At 41.7% G+C, this 20,924-nt stretch carries 15 protein-coding genes and 1 pseudogene; 2 read left to right on the forward strand and 14 right to left on the reverse strand.

What is annotated here, in order from left to right:
- Positions 1–59: 59 nt before the first annotated feature.
- The 9 genes and pseudogenes from tldD to C2M30_RS06540 all read right to left on the reverse strand — a co-directional run bounded on the left by tldD (position 60) and on the right by C2M30_RS06540 (position 12,754).
- On the reverse strand, positions 60–1,511 hold the full coding sequence (gene tldD, locus C2M30_RS06500) for a metalloprotease TldD (protein ID WP_105171158.1): 1,452 nt from the start codon (positions 1,509–1,511) through the stop codon (positions 60–62).
- Positions 1,501–2,324 (reverse strand): annotated as a pseudogene (locus C2M30_RS22120) (carbon-nitrogen hydrolase family protein). The gene tldD and the pseudogene C2M30_RS22120 overlap by 11 nt, the downstream one beginning before the upstream one ends.
- Positions 2,321–6,247 carry a YhdP family protein gene (locus C2M30_RS06510; protein ID WP_105171078.1) on the reverse strand — a complete coding sequence of 1,309 codons (3,927 nt, stop codon included), beginning with the start codon at positions 6,245–6,247 and terminating at the stop codon, positions 2,321–2,323. The pseudogene C2M30_RS22120 and the gene C2M30_RS06510 overlap by 4 nt, the downstream one beginning before the upstream one ends.
- Positions 6,247–7,719 carry a ribonuclease G gene (rng, locus tag C2M30_RS06515; protein ID WP_010561187.1) on the reverse strand — a complete coding sequence of 491 codons (1,473 nt, stop codon included), beginning with the start codon at positions 7,717–7,719 and terminating at the stop codon, positions 6,247–6,249. Before rng ends, C2M30_RS06510 begins: the two co-directional genes overlap by 1 nt.
- Positions 7,716–8,291: a Maf family protein gene (locus C2M30_RS06520; protein ID WP_325050740.1), complete on the reverse strand. Its 576-nt coding sequence runs from the start codon at positions 8,289–8,291 to the stop codon at positions 7,716–7,718. Before C2M30_RS06520 ends, rng begins: the two co-directional genes overlap by 4 nt.
- Positions 8,291–8,767, reverse strand: a complete 477-nt coding sequence (gene mreD, locus C2M30_RS06525) for a rod shape-determining protein MreD (protein ID WP_010561189.1) — start codon at positions 8,765–8,767, stop codon at positions 8,291–8,293. Before mreD ends, C2M30_RS06520 begins: the two co-directional genes overlap by 1 nt.
- Entirely contained in the window at positions 8,760–9,593 is an 834-nt protein-coding gene (gene mreC / locus C2M30_RS06530; RefSeq protein ID WP_054978937.1) for a rod shape-determining protein MreC, read from the reverse strand. The genes mreD and mreC overlap by 8 nt, the downstream gene beginning before the upstream one ends.
- Before the next feature lie 40 nt (positions 9,594–9,633).
- Complete coding sequence (locus C2M30_RS06535; protein ID WP_010561191.1) at positions 9,634–10,677, reverse strand: rod shape-determining protein; 1,044 nt, start codon at positions 10,675–10,677, stop codon at positions 9,634–9,636.
- A gap of 85 nt (positions 10,678–10,762) precedes the next feature.
- Positions 10,763–12,754: an SUMF1/EgtB/PvdO family nonheme iron enzyme gene (locus tag C2M30_RS06540; RefSeq protein ID WP_105171080.1), complete on the reverse strand. Its 1,992-nt coding sequence runs from the start codon at positions 12,752–12,754 to the stop codon at positions 10,763–10,765.
- A gap of 520 nt (positions 12,755–13,274) precedes the next feature.
- Here C2M30_RS06540 and C2M30_RS06545 point away from each other — a divergent pair.
- Together C2M30_RS06545 and C2M30_RS06550 are read left to right on the forward strand one after the other, a co-directional pair.
- Positions 13,275–14,051, forward strand: coding sequence for a hypothetical protein (locus C2M30_RS06545; protein ID WP_105171081.1), 777 nt, complete (start codon positions 13,275–13,277; stop codon positions 14,049–14,051).
- Positions 14,052–14,072: 21 nt separating this feature from the next.
- Positions 14,073–14,558 carry a hypothetical protein gene (locus tag C2M30_RS06550; RefSeq protein WP_105171082.1) on the forward strand — a complete coding sequence of 162 codons (486 nt, stop codon included), beginning with the start codon at positions 14,073–14,075 and terminating at the stop codon, positions 14,556–14,558.
- Between the two features lie 41 nt (positions 14,559–14,599).
- Here the strand turns inward: C2M30_RS06550 and C2M30_RS06555 are convergent, their stop codons facing one another.
- Genes C2M30_RS06555 through C2M30_RS06575 form a run of 5 tightly spaced genes read right to left on the reverse strand, consistent with a single transcriptional unit; the run spans position 14,600 to position 20,911 of the window.
- Entirely contained in the window at positions 14,600–18,646 is a 4,047-nt protein-coding gene (locus C2M30_RS06555) for a LamG domain-containing protein (RefSeq protein WP_105171083.1), read from the reverse strand.
- Positions 18,621–19,058, reverse strand: coding sequence for an agglutinin biogenesis protein MshP (locus tag C2M30_RS06560; RefSeq protein ID WP_105171084.1), 438 nt, complete (start codon positions 19,056–19,058; stop codon positions 18,621–18,623). The genes C2M30_RS06555 and C2M30_RS06560 overlap by 26 nt, the downstream gene beginning before the upstream one ends.
- A gap of 8 nt (positions 19,059–19,066) precedes the next feature.
- Positions 19,067–19,891 (reverse strand): prepilin-type N-terminal cleavage/methylation domain-containing protein, encoded by an 825-nt coding sequence (locus tag C2M30_RS06565; RefSeq protein ID WP_105171085.1) that lies wholly within the window; start codon positions 19,889–19,891, stop codon positions 19,067–19,069.
- On the reverse strand, positions 19,891–20,457 hold the full coding sequence (locus C2M30_RS06570) for a type IV pilus modification PilV family protein (RefSeq protein WP_105171086.1): 567 nt from the start codon (positions 20,455–20,457) through the stop codon (positions 19,891–19,893). Before C2M30_RS06570 ends, C2M30_RS06565 begins: the two co-directional genes overlap by 1 nt.
- The gene (locus tag C2M30_RS06575) at positions 20,444–20,911 is read right to left on the reverse strand and encodes a type II secretion system protein (RefSeq protein ID WP_105171087.1); all 468 of its coding nucleotides are present in this window, start codon (positions 20,909–20,911) and stop codon (positions 20,444–20,446) included. The genes C2M30_RS06570 and C2M30_RS06575 overlap by 14 nt, the downstream gene beginning before the upstream one ends.
- Positions 20,912–20,924: the final 13 nt, after the last annotated feature.

Raw genomic sequence — 20,924 nt, forward strand, 5'->3', positions numbered from 1 at the left:
GCGAATAAAAAAACGCTGCAATTGCAGCGTTTTTTGTTTTCTAAAATCAGTGTAACAATTTAAGCAGCTGTACCGCCAACTGTAAGTTCATCAATTTTAAGACTTGGCTGACCCACGCCAACTGGCACACTTTGACCATCTTTGCCGCACACGCCAACGCCATTATCAAGTGATAAGTCATTACCTACCATTGAAATTTTATGCATTACGTCTGGGCCGTTACCAATTAGGGTAGCCCCTTTGATTGGTTGCGTTACTTTACCATCTTTAATCAAATACGCTTCTGATGCAGAGAACACAAACTTGCCTGATGTAATATCAACTTGACCACCTGCAAAGTTCGTCGCGAAAATACCGTTTTCAACACTTTCTAAAATTTCTTGTTGCGTACTTTCACCCGCTAGCATGTACGTATTCGTCATACGCGGCATAGGTAAATGAGCATATGATTCGCGGCGACCGTTACCTGTAGGCGCTACGCCCATTAAACGCGCATTAAGCTTATCTTGCATATACCCTTTCAGCACACCGTTTTCAATCAGCACGTTGTAACCCGCAGCAACACCTTCATCATCAACGTTTAATGAACCACGGCGGTTGTCCAGTGTACCGTCATCAACCACAGTACATAAGCTAGAAGCCACTTGCTGGCCTACTTTACCACTGAAGGCCGAAGACCCTTTACGGTTAAAATCGCCCTCTAAGCCATGACCTACGGCTTCGTGTAGCAGCACACCAGGCCAGCCACCACCGAGTACCACAGGCATAGTGCCCGCAGGCGCTTCAATTGCGGCAAGGTTAACATTTGCTAAACGCACTGCTTCGTCGGCATAAGTCATCCAACGTGGTTTGCCATCAACCATTTCATAAAAATAACCATAATCTAAACGCGCACCGCCACCAGCACTGCCACGCTCACGCTTGCCATCTTGCTCAAGTAGTACCGATGCGTTTAAACGAATAAGCGGGCGCACATCTGTTGCAAATGTGCCGTCACTCGCGGCAATAAGCACCTCTTCATAAACCGCTGCCATTGAACACACAACTTGCGATGCATTTGGCGCAATTTTGCGGATGTACGCATCAATTTGTTTTAACAAATCAATTTTTTCGCCATCCGTTAAGCTGCTAATTGGCATAATCGGCTGAATAATATTCTTATCAAGCTCCACTACCTGGATTTTGCTGGTGCTTAGGGCTGCACTATTTTTATCAGCAACACTTCGTGCTGCCAAAGCCGCCTGTGTAATAGCATTTTTATTAATTGCATCAGAATACGAGAAACCAGTCTTTTCACCAGATACAGCTCTTACACCAACCCCACGCTCAATGTTGTAGCTACCATCTTTAACAATGCCGTCTTCGAGTACCCAAGATTCATGATGACTTGATTGAAAATACAGATCAGCATAATCAATTTGGTGTTCTTGAATTAAAGACAAACTATCGAGCAAATCTTGGCGTGAAAGGCCGCTTTGCGCTAGTAAATGCTGTTCTACGTTATTGCTCATGTTTAAACTCATAATTAAATTGGTTATGTGACAACAGTGGCATTTTTTGCCTTACGTCTGTCAATTTATCCATATTGGGTAAGTATACGATATTGTTAGCTTCATCACCTAACATCGCCTCTATCTCACCCCAAGGTGAGATAATCACGCTATGGCCATACGTTTGTCTGCCATTGTCATGTGTGCCTGTGGTAGCAGCAGCAACTAGGTATACTTGATTTTCAATCGCTCGCGCTTGTAGCAACGGCAGCCAATGTGCTTTGCCAGTAGGTACGGTAAATGCCGATGGCACTAAAATAATCTCTGCACCTAAAGCTCTAAGTGCGCCAAACAAGCCCGGAAAACGCATATCATAACAAACCGTTAAGCCGATTTTACCAAACGGTGTGTCAACTACGACTAAGTCTTTGCCGGCGATTGTGGTGTTAGATTCACGATAATTTGCTTTGCATCATCAACATCTACATCGAATAAATGGATTTTGTTATAGCGTGCAACCACTTCACCTAACTGGTTAACCATTAAAGAGGCTGCGTAATATTTTGTCCCTTCGGCGATTGGGATAGTGCCGGCGCTTATCCAAACGTTAAACTGTTTTGCCAGCTGACATACTTCATCAATAAATGGCACACTATTATTGGCAAACGCCATTAAGTCATGGGCTTTGGCATCAAAACAAGCAAACCCTTCTGGCAAACAAACCAGCAAAGGATCATTTACATGCTCGTCGCGCAAGGCAATTAACTGCTGGCGCAAATAATCCAAGTTGCTACGTGGTTTAGCGCTTACCGTCCATTGCAAAACAACAATCATTGATTTTGACCTTCTGTTTTATCAACTTTAGATTGCTCATTTGGCATAGTTGCATCACTTAGCGGCACTATTTTCTTTTCAGCTGGCAACACATCTTGTTTGGGTGTACCAGGCAAAGTCGATTGTGGAATTTCAATTTCACGGCTCTTCTTGCCTTTTTCTGTAACAACTGGTTGCTCAAAGGTGCCGGTAATGGTGTATTCAATTTCAGAAATAACGCGCGCTGAATGCAGTACTTTATCTATCGCGAGTGCAGCTAAACCTGTTACTGGGTTTACCATCCATGCAACAATTACTGGAATGCTTGAAGTCACCTCTGGCGCAACCCACATGGTGTAATCAATTTTTTGCGTATTGAGGTCTGCATAACCTTTAATGGTTAAATCTGCAGGCACACCATTTAGCTCAGTATCTTTGGTATACGCCACGCCCTTATCAACCTGCATACTGCCTTGCATGCTGTTGTAGAAAAATCCTTTGGCAAATACATCTCGAAAATCCAGCTTTAACTTACGCACTAACGAATCTAAGCTTAACAATGAAAATACACGTGCCCCGCCATCGCTAATATCGGTAATATAGCCATCGCCTAAGCGCCACTTTAAATCACCAGAAAGCGACTGCGTATTAAACTGATAAGGCGTACCATACCAGTACAAATCAATATCAATTTCGGCGTTAGATTCTTTAATTGAGCTGGTGAGATCGAATTCGTCGGTTAGCTCACCGATATCCTTACTTACTAGTTTACCGCTTAAGTTAGTTTTTTGCTTTTGCCAGCTGCCTTCACCGATAAATAAGTGCTTACCTTTATCGACAGTCAACTTACTGATCAGCAAACCGTTGTCAGCCGGATCTAAATCGAGCGCAAGCTTATCTAACTGATAGCTATCCACTTTACAATCGGCACAGTTAAATCGAATCGCCGGTAAATGGGTTAACCATTCATTGTCTTGTGGGCTACCAAAGTCATCAATTGGCTTTAAACTAACACTAGGTTGTGGCTCTGTTTCTTCAGGTTTAAAGTTAAGCCGTAAATAATCCGCTTCAATAAACACAGGTCGCTGCGCAAGAATACGTGGAATACTCACTTCTGCGCGTACTTCTTTACCATTAATTTTCAGCTGGGTAGACTGCGCTAATGCGCTAAGGTTTATCTCAAGATCATTAAATTCAATTTCCGATAGTGTCGCATAATCGATATTGGCATTTACTTCTTTTAACTTAGGAAATACTTGATTATCCGAAGTCGACTCGGTTGGTGTAGCAACCAAGTGATCAATAAACGGGATCCATTCCACGATATCGGCTTTTGCAAGGGCTACCGTCACATCGAAACCACTGGCGTTAATACCAAGGTCATTTTCACCGACGATCAAGTGTGCATTACTTACCTTACCCAAGCGATTATCAACAATACTATTAAAATAGAGTTGCTGATTAATATTGGCGGTGATCAAGTTCGAGATTTCATCGCCTCTTACATTTAAGGTAAGTGGCCATACTTGATCACGCTTTTTACTGTATGGCGTTGGTAATGCTGTACTTAAGCCAATTAAATCTGACGATGCACTGGCAGTATAATTAAACCCTTGCGGCTTTAGCTGCATATTAAACGCAATATCAAACGGCACAACACCACTCATGTAACCACTCATAATGCCTTGCGTATGCTTAACAATGTCACTCACTTGCCAGCTGGCATCACCTGTCACTGACAGGTCGTAGTTTTCGCCCTGCTGCTTGCCTTGCAAATTAAACTTAAACGGCATATCGAGCCAACTAGCCGTCGCATTTTTGAGCTGAATATCGCTGTTGTTAAAGGTTAAAGTACCAGTAACCTTATCGAAAGGAATACCCGGCTTTGCAATAAAAATCGGGGTGTTTTTAAGGTCAACAGAACCGCTAACGCTCACTTCGCCTTTACTTAACGGTACTTGAATGCGTGTTCTACCAATTACCTTACCCTGCCCTTGCACGGTTTCAAGTACCGCACCAATAGAGTCTTTTAGTGGTGTGGCTGCAAAGAAAGGCTGTAATTCTTGTGCTTTTTGCTGTGTTTCAATATCAACATTTAGCGTACTTGCGTGTGATAAGTCGTCAATACTAACAACAACACCGTTACCTAACTGCAATCCAGCAAGTACACCTTGCTGCGACACAATGTCCATGCGTTCATTTGAAAAAATTAAATCAGCTTCAAGGTTAGTAATATCTGGCCACGATTGATTAAAGTTAAATGTTGCGTCGGTCACTTTAGCGTCAACTAAAAAGCGGCCGTTGTGCTCTTGATATGGGAAGTCGCTTAATTTGCCTTGCCACAACACTTTTGCCATATCTATTTTACCGCCTCGCAGTGAGCGATTGAGGTAATCAATTGTGCCCTGCGGCATATAACCGCGTGGAAAATAATGACGCGCTTTAAGTACTTCTGGCCCCTGCATCTCTGCATATAAACTAAGTTCGCTTTGCTCAAATAAATTAAGAGAAAACTCTGCGGCGAAGGTCAGCTCATCATTATCTAACCAAATAGTGTCACTTTCGAGTCTCCAGCCTTGCGCTTGTTTAAGAAAATCAAGGTTAATGGTTAACTGCTTGTACGGAATAGCACGCGTAAACAGCTCGCCTGTCATGATGTAGTCTTCATTACCTTGAACTGACAACTTAGCTGCTGACTGATCACCTACCAGCGTGAGCGATAAGTTTTGCACCCCAGGAATGCCGTTATAGTGCTGCCATGACAAATCGCGCACTGAGGTAGTAAAGAAATAATCTTCTGAGTTGTGATATTGCACATAAAGGTCTGAAACTGAGCCTTTTAGCAATAGCTGTTCAACAATTTTAGTTTGCTCAAATGGGAGCAAAGGCGCTACATCACTTAATAATGCCAGTGGAAAGTCACGCCATTGCGTCGTAATACGGCCATTGTTGTAGTCAATTTTACCACCAAAGCTTGGCCATTGATTTTGATTAGCACCAATATCAAGTTCAGACGTTTCAAATCGCCAACCATCGTTGTGCGGTCGCACTCTTAACGTACCTGCATTGATTTGTAACGACTCTCTTTCGTTTTCTTGTTGCCAGCTAATCTCGCTTGGTTGCCAATCTAGTTGAATGTTTTCAACTTTAAACTCTTTAAATCGCGCCCATGCTTTAAAGTTAATATCGCTTTTAACTTGGGTCACATCATCCGAAAGCACATCTCGCAACCAACTGCTCGCATTTAGCTGCTTACTTTCAACAAATAAAGAACCAAACGATTCAGAGAAATGTTCACCGTATAAATCGAGAATAATCTCTAATCGATTATCAGAAATACCCGGCAAGGTGATGTAACCTACGCCTTGATGCTGATTGTTACGGTTTTGCCAAGTTACACGCTCAATCGCAATAACGCGCTTTTCATTGCGCTTGGTGTTAACTAAAAATTGGCTATCTTCTACAGCAAAGTGACCGCTTTGCGCTAAAAATAAGGTTTCGAGTACATCGATTAAATTAGCACCGTCGGTGCTTTCATCACTGCTTGGGAAAGGCTGGGTTAAATCAACTTTGGCATTAAGCCCTGACAACACAAAATAATTTGATACTAACCTGCGCTGCAGCACAGATTGCCACACATTAACATGCAAACGCGATTGTTCAACATAGAGTCCAAGAGCTAGTGGCTGGTTTTTGCCGAACGATACCTGATTAAGTACCAATGCGGGGCCTGTGTGCTCCCAACCAGCAGAAATAGAACCAATAGCGATATTAGTGCCAACTTGTTCGGTAATCAGTGCTTCAATTTCAGCTTTGTAATCATTGGCATAGGGCAGGCTATATTTTAGCAACGACACAAGCACAGCGACCAGCACAAGGCTGATCGCGAATATTTGCCAAACTTTACGTAAACACCAAAAACAGGTGTGCCTTACTTTTTGCACTACATCATCACCACATCAAACTGCTCTTGATTATACAAGCTTTCCGTTTGAATACTGACTTGTTTCTTAATAAAAAGTTCAAGTTCAGCTAAGTTGTGATACTCATCATTTATCAGTGCCTCGCTCACAGCTGGCGAAGCGTAAACAACAAATTTAGTCGCATCGTAAGCACGATTAACACGCACAATTTCACGTAAAATTTCATAGCAAACAGTTTCAACTGTTTTAAGTGCGCCTCGCCCTTTACACACTGGGCACTCGCCACACAGAATATGCTCTAAACTCTCTCGCGTACGCTTACGCGTCATTTCTACTAAGCCAAGTGCTGAAAAGCCGTTGATATTGGTTTTGGCACGATCTGGCGCCATAGCAACTTCTAAGCAATGAAGCACACGACGTTTATGCTCGGCACTGGCCATATCAATAAAGTCGATAATGATAATGCCGCCTAAATTACGCAAACGTAGCTGACGAGCAATCGCTTGAGTTGCTTCAATATTGGTATTAAAGATGGTTTCTTCAAGGTTGCGATGGCCAACAAACGCACCGGTGTTAACATCCACCGTTGTCATTGCTTCGGTTTGGTCAAATATTAAGTAACCACCCGATTTAAGCTCAACCTTACGTTCAAGAGCTCGTTGAATTTCATGTTCAACGCTAAACAAATCAAAAATTGGGCGTTCACCTGGGTAATATTCCAATGCTTTGGCAAGCTCTGGCACAAACTCTTCGGTAAACGCAGTGAGCTGCTGATAAGTGAGCTTTGAATCAACACGAATACGCTCCATATCTTCACCGACATAATCACGCAGTGTGCGAAAAGCAAGTGTTAAGTCTTCGTGTAGAATCGACTCTTTACGCGTTTTTTTGCGTTTTTTTGCTATTTTGTGCCACAATTTTTTTAAGAATTTAGCATCGTGCTCTAATTCAGCTTCGGTTGCGCCTTCAGCTGCAGTGCGCACAATAAAGCCACCTTCCTGATCATGAAATGGTGCAACGATCTTTTTTAAGCGCTCGCGCTCTTCTTCACTTTCAATACGCTGTGATACACCAACATGGGTGGCATCTGGCATAAATACTAAATAACGCGATGGAATAGTGATATCTGTTGTTAAGCGCGCACCTTTAGTGCCCAGTGGATCTTTAACCACTTGCACCATAATAAACTGACCCTGCCTCACTAGTTCTCGAATATCCTGAACTTTTTTGATTGGCTGATCATCCACACCTTCGGCAATGGAGGTGCTATTTACAATATCAGATGCGTGTAAAAACGCGGCTTTTTCAAGGCCAATATCAACAAACGCAGCTTGCATACCCGGCAACACGCGGCTCACTTTGCCAAGATAAATATTGCCGACAATACCAAGATTGCCTTCACGCTCTAGCTGCACTTCTTGCAGCACGCCGTTTTCAATTAATGCAACGCGACTTTCACTAGGTGTGACGTTAATTAATAACTCTGAGCTCATGCAAATTCCTTTAAAAATTGCGCTAATAATTGCTCGGTTTCATACAGTGGCAATCCCATAACAGCAAAGTAACTGCCATTAAGCTTAGTAACAAATCTACCTGCCCCGCCTTGAATACCGTAGCTTCCTGCTTTATCAAATGGCTCGTTTGTTGCGCAATAATCGTTAATTTCTTGTTGTGACAACTGTTTAAATGTAACGTCAGTAACGACTAACTGCGACATTACCCCTTGCTGATTAGCAAATGCAATGGCGGTCATCACTTGATGGGTTTGACCTGACAATGACGAAAGGGTTGCAATTGCATCTGCCAAATCTGCTGGCTTACCCAATACCTTGTCGTTTAATACCACGACAGTGTCAGAACCCAGTACAGGGTAATTATGAGCAGCTATTTCAACACCTGCTAACGCTTTTTCTTCAGCAAGGCGACAAACAAACTGTTCAGCTGACTCGCCTGTTTGTTGTGTTTCATCAATATCTGTTGCGAACTGTTCAAACTCAACATTCAGTTGAGCAAGCAATTGTTTGCGTCTGGGAGAAGCAGACGCTAAATAAATTTTAGTCAAAATTAGCGTATCCTAAAGTGACGTCGATATTTTCTTAGCAGTAAAAACAACCATGGCCACGCCAATGCGCCCGTTAATACCGGCCATAAATATTGTGGTAAAAAATAAATATCGAGTAAAAAGTGATTCAGCCAAAACACCAAAAGATAATAAAGCGCTAAAAACAACGCCACTAACATCGCTTGCTGCCAAACACTAAAATTACGAATTTTCTGGTAATTACTCGCCGTAATATAAATCACTATTGAGTAAGTAAGTGATCGCACACCAAGTGGAGATCCAAGCGCTAAGTCAATAATCAAGCCGGCCATCCAAGCAAAGCCTATGTTTACCCTATGGGGTAAGGCGATAGACCAATACATAATTACCAACAACACTAAGTCAGGGCGATACATTTCAAATGCAATTGGCAATGGCATTAATGCAAGTACTAAAGAGACAAATACCGAGAGTAAAATAAATCCTAAATGCCTAGTCATTGGCTACCTCGTTGCGCCAAAGCAAAATCAGCAAACGAATGCGGTCGAGCTCGGCAATTGGACTGGCATAGACTTCAGAAAAAGGCCTACCCTCGTTACGATTAATACTCGTGACAGTGGCAACCGGATAACCTTCAGGAAACACGCCGCCCAAACCCGAACTTACCAGCACATCGCCAATACGAATATCCATGCTATGCGGCACATGAGATAGTTTAAGCTGATCAATTTTACCAATACCTTCCACCACAGTACGCACATTATTGCGCAATACACGCACAGGCGTAGCGTGTTGTGTATCGGTGATTAATAACACTCGACTCGTTGTGCTGCCAACCTGAGTGACTTGACCAACAATGCCTTTGTCATCAATCACTGCAAGGCTTTCTTTTACATCATCAAGTAAACCGCGATTAATTAACACCTGATGGCTGTACGGGTTGGAATGAACTGATAAAACCTGAGCAACCAACTTACGTTCTTCAAGCTTATTTGAAGAACCGAGCAAGGCTCTTAGCTTTTGGTTTTCGAGCTGTAAGAACTCATATTGCTGCAATTTTTGATTTTGCACCAATTGCGCTTCGCGTAAGGCATCGTTCTCAACCATTAAACGCTGGTGAGAAGAAAGGTTTTTACTGCCTTCGCGGAACATTTCATAAGGGAGGTTTGCAAGGTAAAACAAAGGGCTAACTATGGTGTTTAAGCTAGCCCTTACTTTGGAACCGCCATCCGTGTAGCGATCGCCGATAATCAGCACCACACTCAATACGATGGCAATTACCAAACGTAATTGCAACGAGGTATTTCTACCAAAAATTAAATTCATTGCGCCCTCAAAGAGCAGTAAAACAAGTGTATTTAGCTACTTAATCGTAGCTAAATACATCACCACCATGCATATCAATCATTTCAAGTGCTTTACCACCGCCACGCGCTACGCAGGTTAATGGATCTTCCGCAACAACAACCGGAATGCCCGTCTCTTCCATCAATAAACGGTCAAGATCTTTTAGCAATGCACCACCACCGGTTAATACCATACCGTGTGCTGAAATATCGGAAGCCAGCTCAGGCGGTGATTGCTCTAACGCAACCATTACCGCACTTACAATACCTTGTAACGGTTCTTGCAGTGCTTCTAGAATTTCACTTGAATTTAGCGTGAATGAGCGCGGCACACCTTCAGCAAGATTGCGACCACGTACTTCAATTTCTTTTACTTCTTCGCCATTAAATGCAGAACCAATTTCATGTTTAATGCGCTCAGCAGTTGCTTCACCAATTAAACTACCGAAATTACGACGTACATAGTTAATAATTGCTTCATCGAACTTATCACCACCAATGCGAACTGATGATGAGTAAACAATACCGTTTAAAGAGATAATAGCGACTTCAGTTGTACCACCACCAATATCAACAACCATTGAACCAGTTGCTTCAGATACCGGTAAACCAGCACCAATCGCAGCGGCCATTGGTTCTTCAATTAGGTAAACTTCGCGCGCACCTGCACCCATTGCTGATTCACGAATCGCACGTTTTTCAACTTGTGTTGCACCACACGGTACACACACTAAAACACGTGGACTTGGACGTAAGAAGTTATTGTTGTGCACTTGTTTAATAAAGTGCTGTAACATTTTTTCGGTTACGTAAAAGTCGGCAATAACGCCGTCTTTCATTGGGCGAATTGCTTTGATATTACCAGGTGTACGGCCAAGCATTTGTTTTGCTTCTTGACCTACTGATGCAACACTTTTAGGGCCACCTGGTTTGTCGTGGCGAATTGCCACAACCGATGGTTCATTTAAAACAATGCCCTGATCTTTCACATAGATAAGTGTATTGGCAGTTCCGAGATCGATTGATAAATCGTTAGAAAAAAGACCACGTAATTTTTTAAACATGGAACTGGGGTATCCTTGTAACGTATGAGGCTCAGTTTTATTTTTAATCGAATAACTAAACGCTCAAATAATAAATATAAAGTGTCTAGCGCTCGCGCACTAGACGAAAACCGATGTAATTAGCACGAAAATCCGTTGCTAAAATTAGGCGTGTCGACGCACGCGCTAAGGTAGGTGCAAAATTCCATGCACCGCCACGAATCGCAACATCAGAACGACCAGCCGTTTTTTGGGTCCACTCCCACACATTACCAACGGTGTCATAAACGCCAAAACGGTTAGCGCTAAACGACCCTACAGGTGCGGGGCTCTGATTTGACCACTCACTACCACACCAACCACAATTAGCTAAGTTATTGCCAATATCATTACCCCAAGGGTAATCGGTTTTTGTGCCGGCACGTGCCGCATATTCCCACTCCACCTCAGTTGGCAGGCGATATTCGTTGCCTGTTTTCTCACTTAACCAATCAGCATACGCTTTAGCATCTGAGTAAGTTAAGCACACAACTGGAAAATTATCTTTTTGCTCGTAGCCTGGGTTTTGCCAATTAAGCGACGCTTCCCACACTGGCTCACCATTTAAATAGTAAGCACAGCCTTGGCCACTTTCTGCTTCTGTTTTATAAGCAGTATCGGCAACAAATTCGTTGTATTCGCCTACTGTTACTTCTTTCTCGTTCATCGCGTACGAATCACTCAGAATCTTTTTAACAATAGGTTGCTCGTTTGCTAAACCGTTACCGGTTAAATCACCCATTTCAAACTCGCCTGCTGGGATCACAATCATGCCAGCTGAATTTGCAATCGTGCTGCGAGTTGAAAGGCTTGGTGTAGTCGTTGTTTGGCGAGTGCGCGTTTGATTATAGTTAGACTGGGTAATCGTCTCTTTTCTTAAATTTGCGCGTAATGTTTGCGAGCGTTTTAAATTAATATTTCGCGTATAGGTTTGATAACCTTGTTTGCGAATTTCAATGTCATAGCTACCTGATGGCAATGACACATCTAAACGAGTTGAGCCGTAGCTTACACCATTAATAAACACTTCATCATCGCGCACGTTAGAGCGCAATGTGAGCTGGAACAATCGCTCCTTTTTTGGCGTATTTACCTCTACCGTATCACGGTTAGTTACCATGCTTGCTGATGAGGGTGCGCTTTTATTATCTTTAAAACGCACTACTGGTTCATCGTAGCTTGCACTTATAACTGGCTGATACACATTAGGAATTGCTGAGCCATAATCAGAACAGAAGCTGTTATCTAGATTAAGCAAGTTACATAAACGGCTGGCGTTTACTTCTCCGCGCATGGTTACGCTTAGGTTGGTATTGTAATTACCTTGCCCGCTAAATGAGCTGTTAACCACATGACTGCTTAGTACTTGAACCTGCGCACCTGACATATTGCGCTTTGGTTCAACCACTCTCTGCTCGGTAATATTGGCAAAAATTTGGTCCATAAAGCGTTTTGTGGCTTTTTGTAAACCTTGTGATTGACCACGTTGCTCACACGCCGCCAGCGTTTCTGTGCGCTTACAGTTTACTGTGTGATTCACTTCAACAGTGCCTTCACGGGTAAACTCATTACGTAAACGCTCAACACGTGCGGTATTTTTTTGCTGCTTTAAGCTTTCGAGGGTGTTAACTAAGGTATGTTTTGAAACGCGGATTGCTTCAATATCTTTGCGATGAGATGAAATCGCTACAAGCTGTAGGTCTATATCATCTTTATTTTGCTTTAGATCCGCAATCGCTTTTTGGTAGCGCGTTTGCGCCGCACTAATATCCAATGTTGGGTCTTCAATTAAACGGCGATACAAATCATTCATCGCGTCTAATGATTGGTTGCGTTCTTTCTCTAGCGAAATAGAACGTGAACGAAGTAATTCCAATTGCTCTTGCAATTGTTTTTCTTGTTTTAGATGTTTATCTAAAACACCAGATAACTCTTTGAATTCAGACTGCTTAATATCTATTTCAGCTTGAATGCTTGATACTGTATTAGTGTCTTGTCCATGCGCTTGCCATGTAAATAGGCTAAGCGAGATCACCAATGACAAAGGTGCTAGTCGCATATAATTATTCCCAAAACGGCCGATTTTTGGTTTTCTTGTTTTCGTTTTTATCGTAAGGGCACTTGCCCTAATGCTTTATGCTATTTTTTTGTCATGCAAAACACAAGCTTTGTCTTACCTTAAATGGCAAATTTTCAATTAAATAGTAAAACTAAAGGTTGTTGTTGTTTGTTGATATAAAGATATATTAAAAATAACCTGATTTAATCCGGCGAAATTACAGTATTAAAGTAAGCTACAGAATTACATTTTTTGCTGACTGTAACTCTTTCTATCCCTTGGTTCTCAAAATCGTTATTGACTGTGAGGGTATTTTTTGTTGCTATAGCGCGCACAATAGATGTTTCTTTTACTTAGGAATAGACAGAAACACTCATATTATTTTTGTATCAATGGACTGATATAACACACCTCACTGCGCGCTTGGGCATGTTTTAGTGCTCCAATTTCTCATAGCCAGTTAATCTGTTCCTTGATGCTCATTTCTCTACCACTAGAGCTCAGTTAACAGGAACATAAAATGAAGCCCCCACTTTTAATTACAACCTTATTGCTTTCATCCGCAGTATTCGCTTCAAAGCCGGCAAAGGTTTATCACGCAATAAAAGCAGAGCATTATGGGGAAATTATCGTTGCACCAGCAGAAAACCCCGAGCACTATTACATTAACTTTGCAGGCTTTAATAGCGGTTACGATGGGCAAACCCTGCTTTACAAAAAACAAAAGAATGACATCGGTGAGCTATTCCATTTTAAACAACTTGGAACAGGCTATATTAATTTAATTAATGAAGGCGGGAGTACGTTAATTTCCGGCACTTATGTTCCGTATCAAACCGTTAAACTAACAGGCATAGCAAACTCTAAAGTGACTTTTTCTGGCTATGCTGAAGAACGGAATGTAACTAAGCTAATAGAAAAATATAAAGAGTTACAAGGTTTAACCGAAAGCAAAGTTTCAACAATTAAGCATATTGAAAACGCCAAAGAAGTATTGATTAAAAAATGTAACCAGCCAATTACTATCGAAATTGATTGGCCGCAATTCGAGCAAGCTCAGCAAAAAACCACTCCAGGAATGCTGGGTTCTTACCTCACGTCACTAAGTAAAATCTGTGAAATTGATGATGATTATTTAGCCGCTGTTAATGAAATCTCAACCATCAAACTATCGCTCTCTAAAAAAGCAGGGACCGCCGATATTAAACTGAATGGAGCGACTCTTTACATTGGTTTGAATAGCTCCGTACCAAATGTGTTTGCGTCCAGCTATGACACAATCTTAAATATTTTATAACCCCAAAAACAAGGAAAGAAAATGAAACCGACATTAATTACAGCAATCGTACTAGCAAAATTATCAACGGGTGCTGTTGCTGGCGTAAAAGAAAAAAAAGCAATGCGTGCGGCAGATGCAAAAGTAGCAGAGCAAATCGTTACGACTAAGCAAGCATGTGGTAATAGTCAGCTAGATGTCACTATTGACTGGGAAAAATTCAACATAATGATCGCCGAAAACGAGACAACTCTTAAAGAAAAGCGCTATCAAGAGCAATGGGTGCTAAGCCATGCTGGTGATCGCACGGCGAGTGTAATTGAAGCTCTTGGTAAAATTTGTAACAGCGATGCTGACTACAAAGAAGAACTGGCTAAACTGACTAAGGTAGTTGTTCAGCCTTTACCTAAATTTAGCGATTACAGAAGTAGCTTTAAGCTTGACGGAACGACAATTCAGGTTGCATCAGGTCATTATATGACACGTAATGCCGATGATTACACTAAACCAATTAAAGCACTGTTTTAATCTTTTAACCTTTAGGCTTAGCTAATGATTCATGCTAAGCCTTAGTTTTCTCGCCAGTAAATTACGCGGTCATTTCCTCTAAAACGGCCAAACTGTAGCACGGCATTAGGATTATCGTTGACATCGTTATAGTTGCCATCGTTATTCCAATCAAACTGCAACCACTTTTCTGGGCTTACGTAATCAACATTATAAGTACGCTGCTCTGTTGGCGTTGGCGCAGTCAAAAATAACTCTCGACCCGATTTATAGATACCTGCGGCAAAACTATCACTTACATTAACTTTAAGCGGTTGGTTATCTTCAATCACTAAATTAGCAAAGCTATATGCGCTACAAGAGTCTGACGTATTAACTACAAAGTTAGTGCCATCCCAATATTCAACTTTCATTGGAATTTGTAGCGGTTCATATTCACTGCCATAGTTATTGCTAAGTGTTAACCGACCATAGCGCATTTCCATCGGCGAAATAATTTCAACACCGCCAATTACATTAGTGTTAATAGCGCGACTATCGGCTGTACCAGCAAGTTGATTAGCATTTTGATTTAAATCGTTGAGTACTTTGCCATCCGAGTCGGTTAAACGCACTAATGGAATCACTTGCGTCATTGGAATTGACGGCGCACTATCACGCTCTAACGTGGCATTGTTTACATTCACCACATACAAACCTTGCTGCCAGTCGACACCATCATCAGCACTCAAACTGTAACGCGGCGCAAGTTGTGTTGCCGATTTATAATTCGCAGCATCATCATTTTCAATTAAGTTTTCAATGCGCGCTTTGGCAAAATTAAGCGTACTAGTTGCATTATAAGTGTAATTGTATAAGCGGTTACCTAATACATCTTGCGCTGTAATGGTGTAACTTAATTCATCAAACGGCTGGCTGTAATAGGTAAAACTATTGCAAGCACTTGTCATTGATTGCTCTGTCATTTCAAATTGCGCTGGGATAAAGCGCCCTACATTGGCTTTACTGCCAGAGATAGCTCCACCATCACTATGGTTTAAGTAATTACTGCTCGAAAGGTTAGCAAGTAGCTCAATAATCCCAACTTCATTAAATTTTGCATCAGTGATTGTCGCGACACCCGAGACAAAACCATTAGCCGGCACAGCATTAGGCGATAATACACCGTCAATACCCCCTTGCGGCGCCTGTAAGTTATGCGTTAACGCAACTGTTCCTGTGATATCAGCACTTCGAAAATTACGCGTTATCGCCCCATTGGCATTGTGAGCCTCGACTTGAATATTGAAATCTTCCGACGCCATTTTAAATACAGGGTCTTCCGCATCAGACGCGTTCGGATCGCCGGCTACAATGACGTTAAACCTTTCAGGACGCACCACATAATTATTACTGGTGTCAGTTAAACTCGCTCCATTAGGTGCTGATGCAAATGCCGACAAACTAATTCTACCGGCATCAAGATAATTTAACGCCAAATTCGCTTTATAGTTATTAGTTGGATCAAAATTAACGGTTACAGGTGTGTTGTTTGTTACTGGCGTATTATTTACAGTAAACGCCATCGATGATGGGTTACTTGGTTGTACAAAATTATTGGTAAAGTTGACTGTTTGTGGGCCACTAAAAATGTTTTCACACGCGCCTGTATTATCGTTTTTTCTTACCGCCATTAATTCCGCGCTATATGGCACACCAGATATTTGATCGCTAATGGCACTGATTTTAAATCCCGTATCCACAAATTGGGTATAACAATTAGCAAGCGACACTTCGTTTGCACCGACAAAACATCTAAACCCTGAACTTGGATTCGTTACATTAGTGTTTAACGCGTAATTAATGGTACTTGCTTGGGTATTATTTAAGCTAATATTTGCTCGACCATTTACCGTAAATGGGTTACTTGGCGACCAACTTAACGCGCCACCACCTGAGGTGGAAAGCGATACAGTAGCTGGGTTTGGATAATAACTACTGCAAGTATCGTCAGCACATGCCTCAATTGTCATGGTTTCAGCTTCGCATGTTAACCCTGTATTATCACTTAGCGTAAGGCGATAATGGTCAACACTCGGCGCATTGTCACACGTACGTACCGTATTCATATCACTTAAAATTTCAGACTGTTGTAACGCACGTGAATAAATTCTTACTTCATCAAGCTTACCTTTAAAATAACGATCGCTGCGAATGCCGCCACACTGTGTTGAAGTATTCGTGCCTACATCAACGCCAATAAAAAACTTACACGGTGAATCAGCTAACCCATCGCTGTAACTACGTGAGGCATCGGCAATTCCATTAATGTACATAATTTGCGAACCTGATCTGTACACAACGGCAACATGAGTCCATTGATTAAGCGGTATAGTGCGCGAGCTGGTAAATGAACGCGTTTGTCGAGCGGCGTTTTGCCACCACCAAAATAATCGATTATTTGAATCTAAATGGAATTCAAAATGCTCATCTTTAGATACTAAACTTCGCAGGCCACCGCGATTTTCGGTGGGATAAACCCACGTACTTACGGTTAGCTCTTGATAATTAAAATCACCACTGTCATCAACTGATGCGTAGTTGGTTCCATCAAATTCTGCATATTCACATGTACTTTGGCTGCCTATGGTGTTTGCCGGGCCAGGTGAGCTTATTGAAAATGTGGGACTTCCCGAAGGGGTTAAATCATGGGGATCAGTTAAATTGGCGTCTAAAAAATCACGATCAAGTTGCCACCAACCATTGGCGTCACAATATTGTTCGCGCGCGGCTCCATCCCAGCCTAAGCCTTGGTTTTGGTTTTGATAGATGGTTTGAATTTGTGTATCACCAATCGCTTTATCAAAAATAAGTAGTTCATCAACTAAGCCTCGAAAGCGCTGGCTAGCATCAAACCCACCACCTAAATTATCTTGTTCTTGCCCTAACATTAGGTAGTTAATGTTTAATGAACCACTATCGTGATTTGATACACAGCCTTGTTGTTGCCCATTAACAAAGAAGCACGATGTTGAACCGTCACGACGCCAAACAAAATGTCGCCAAACATTATCTGAAAAGTTTGGAATGCTAATGCGTGAGGCGCGATCTTGTTTGATCCAAGGCTCAAATAATGTACTGCTTGGATGCCACCAAATTAATTCATTAGCATTATTATTGTTACGCGCCCCTGAAATTAGTACTTGGCTACCTGAAAAACTACTTTTAACCCACGCCGAAATCGTAAACTCTCTGCCACTGAGTAAATCCTCATCAATATCAATTCGCCCATTGCTAACACCGTAATCAAAAAATGCGGCATTACAAATTTTTCCTTCTGCGGGTTGAATATTAAAAGGCGTGCCATGTTCACTGTTAATTGATTCTATGACTTGGTTATTTACACCGCTTAACCATGAAAATTCATCAAAACGAAATTCCGCGATAGGTGACGCATTTGGGTCTACCGTTGTCGCACCACAAATACCCGTAAAATTATTTAATATACTTGGTGCTACGTAGCTTACTTCGGCACTGTTGCCCACACTAACCGACGCGCCTGATGTAAGCGCACCTTCGAATTCAGCACCAAATGCAAGATCTATTTGGCTTTGTGAATAAACAAATCCGCCAAACTCAACATTATTGGCAGTTGCAACACTGCCAGCTACGTAAATAATTAAATCATCCGGGCGCGGTACATCAATATCACTAAAAATAGATAAAGATCCTCTTACAACTATGCGTGTTGGCCCGGTAACACGTAAGTTTGGACGGTTAAGTGATAAAGAACCTGTAAATAAATAATCGCCAGAGAGCTTACCGTTCCTTGGAATACTGGTTTGAGGGTTAAATAAACTTGGTTCTTGAATGGTTTCAGCATTCGTGCCCGAAGCGATACACTTTGAACCACACGCATCGGGGTTACTATCTACCAAATTGGTCGTAACAATTACACTATTAGCTTGGCCGCTAATTTCTGCATTATTTAAAATAATTGCACTGCCGTTATTAAACGTTGCAATTCCTGAAGGAAATACATCTTCACAGGCAGGTAAATTTGCCCAAACTAAATTAGGAAGCAACAGCAATAGATAGAAAAAGCTAGTTAAGTGTTTTTGCTTCAACATTGATACTTCTCTGCGTTGTCCACTGGCCAGAATCACAACTTACTGTACTGGTTATCCGATACACAGTCACCTTAGAGGTTGGAGAATTTGCATCCGCCACATTATTTACCGAGCTACATGAGAGCTCTACAAATTGGCAATTTTCCATATACTTAGTTGCATTAAAATGGTTTGGCGGCACATCAGCATTACATACGCCGTTTGGCGCATTCAGCGGAAACAACTGTGTGAGTTTCCATTCAACACCACTTTGCGCTGACAAAAACGCTTTAGAGCCATAGTACTCTACCGCATTTGATTGCGCGCCCCCTTCAATCACACGGGTAAGCGCTAATCCAAGTGCCAACAATACAATAGCAACAAATAACGATGTAATTAATAAACTGCCTTGCTGTTTAAACCTTAACGTCATACATTTCTCTAGGGCACGTTTGGAATATGCACTTCATGGTTAAATACCAAGGATTCAGAGCTATTAAATCCCATCGCCAGCCTTATATTAACAATAGCATTTCGCGTTAAGCTTGCGTCATTAAACTCAAAAGCTAAATGATCTGAAATGTATTTTGCTAATAACTGGCCCTTCACTCCATCAAGCACATGCAAAACCGAAGGTGTTGGCTGATTCACTTCAAAATCATAACCTTGATAATAATACAAACTATCACCTTCAACACAAAAGCTAATTGGGCTGTTATTCAATACAAACAATCGCTGCGTGGGTGAGGCAACTGCAAAGCCATTATCAAATGACCAACGCTGTGTTTTATTTGTCTCTTCTTCAACCGGGTCTGCCGATAACAAGCGAACGCGATTATTACTCAAATCATAAATATCGGCAGGGCTTTGTGGATACAAGGTGACACGATCATTTTCAAACGCTTTATCTTCATTATTAAACGCCACAACAATTAAATCACCTGCACTTGAGGTATCAAGCGGTGGGTTATTGACATAAATACTGCTAGCTTTAAACGGCGTAAACTCTAAACACTGGAACGCTTGACCTGAAACATTACCAGCTTGAACTCGAATCGAATTAGGCGTTGCTTGGCGTAACTCTTTACTTAACCGCAGTAAGGCAAAACGCGCTTGTGCAACCACTTCATCACGCTCTGTGCCCGTTGCATAAATTTGTGCACCAAACTTTATAAACTGCATCGTGCTAATGCTCACAATGCCGATAATAACAATCACAATTATCAGCTCGACCAAGCTAAAACCCTTTCGTTTAGCGCGGTTCATTAGTAATTACCTTTGTAGGCAGAAAAACCATATACATCGCCTGTTGGCGCTGTCACAGTTACCGTGATTAGTTTTAAGGTATTAAAATCGCCAGATGTATCTGCTACACCATTAGCATCATCATCGTAAACCACAGTAACTGACAGGCTAAAGCCAGGATATAGATCTTCAACTGGTTGACCTAAGCTATTTTGTAAATCTGCCGCTTGGTAATTGCCAATAAAGTCATCTACATCGTTAAGTTTGTTACGAATACATTTTCCGTTAATATCTTTTTCTTCGGGGTCATTACAACCCAAATCACTTGGCAAAGTACATGAACTTGATGCTATACCACATTGAGTATAAGGAGGACTGCGTCGTGATTTCTCGTCAAATGAACGCCCCAAAATCTCGTTCATCATCGCCTGACCTAGTTCATTAGCTTTGACTTGAATTACGGGATCGGCGCTTTGCTTTGCTTGTGGTGCTAACAGGCCTGTTACTATGGTAAGCACAATCGCCATTAACACTATGCCAAAAATCACTTCAACTAAGGTAAAGCCCTTAAGCCTATTCACATGCATAAATGCCACCTTGTGCAGAAATGCAAATATCCGCCTCACCAAAATCGATTTTGCAATTTGCGGCGCAATTTAAATTTGGTCTACCAAAATCATCAAACTCTAGCTCAGTAAAACTGGCACTATTTGAATCAAGAGTTTGAATACGTGTTGCTGTGCTATTAGTTGGAATATTGACAACAAGATAGGCAAAGTCGAGCGCTAAGTTAGCGCAATTATTGGTCATTGCAGGTGCTATTTGAGCGCTACTAAAACACACTTTGTGGGATAAAGTATTATTAGTATTTTGCATTGCGCGAAGTTGCATAGTGCGCAATACAGTAAGGGTTCTGTCGCGGAACTCAAAGCTATCAAAACTTTCGTTTGTAAAAAATTTAGGCACCACGGTTACCGCCAAGGTGCCTAAAATTACCAAGGTTATAATTAGCTCGACAAGACTAAAACCTTGTTGTTTCATTTAAAATCACAAA

Source organism: Pseudoalteromonas sp. T1lg24, assembly GCF_002964745.1.
Classification (GTDB): Bacteria; Pseudomonadota; Gammaproteobacteria; order Enterobacterales; family Alteromonadaceae; genus Pseudoalteromonas; species Pseudoalteromonas spongiae.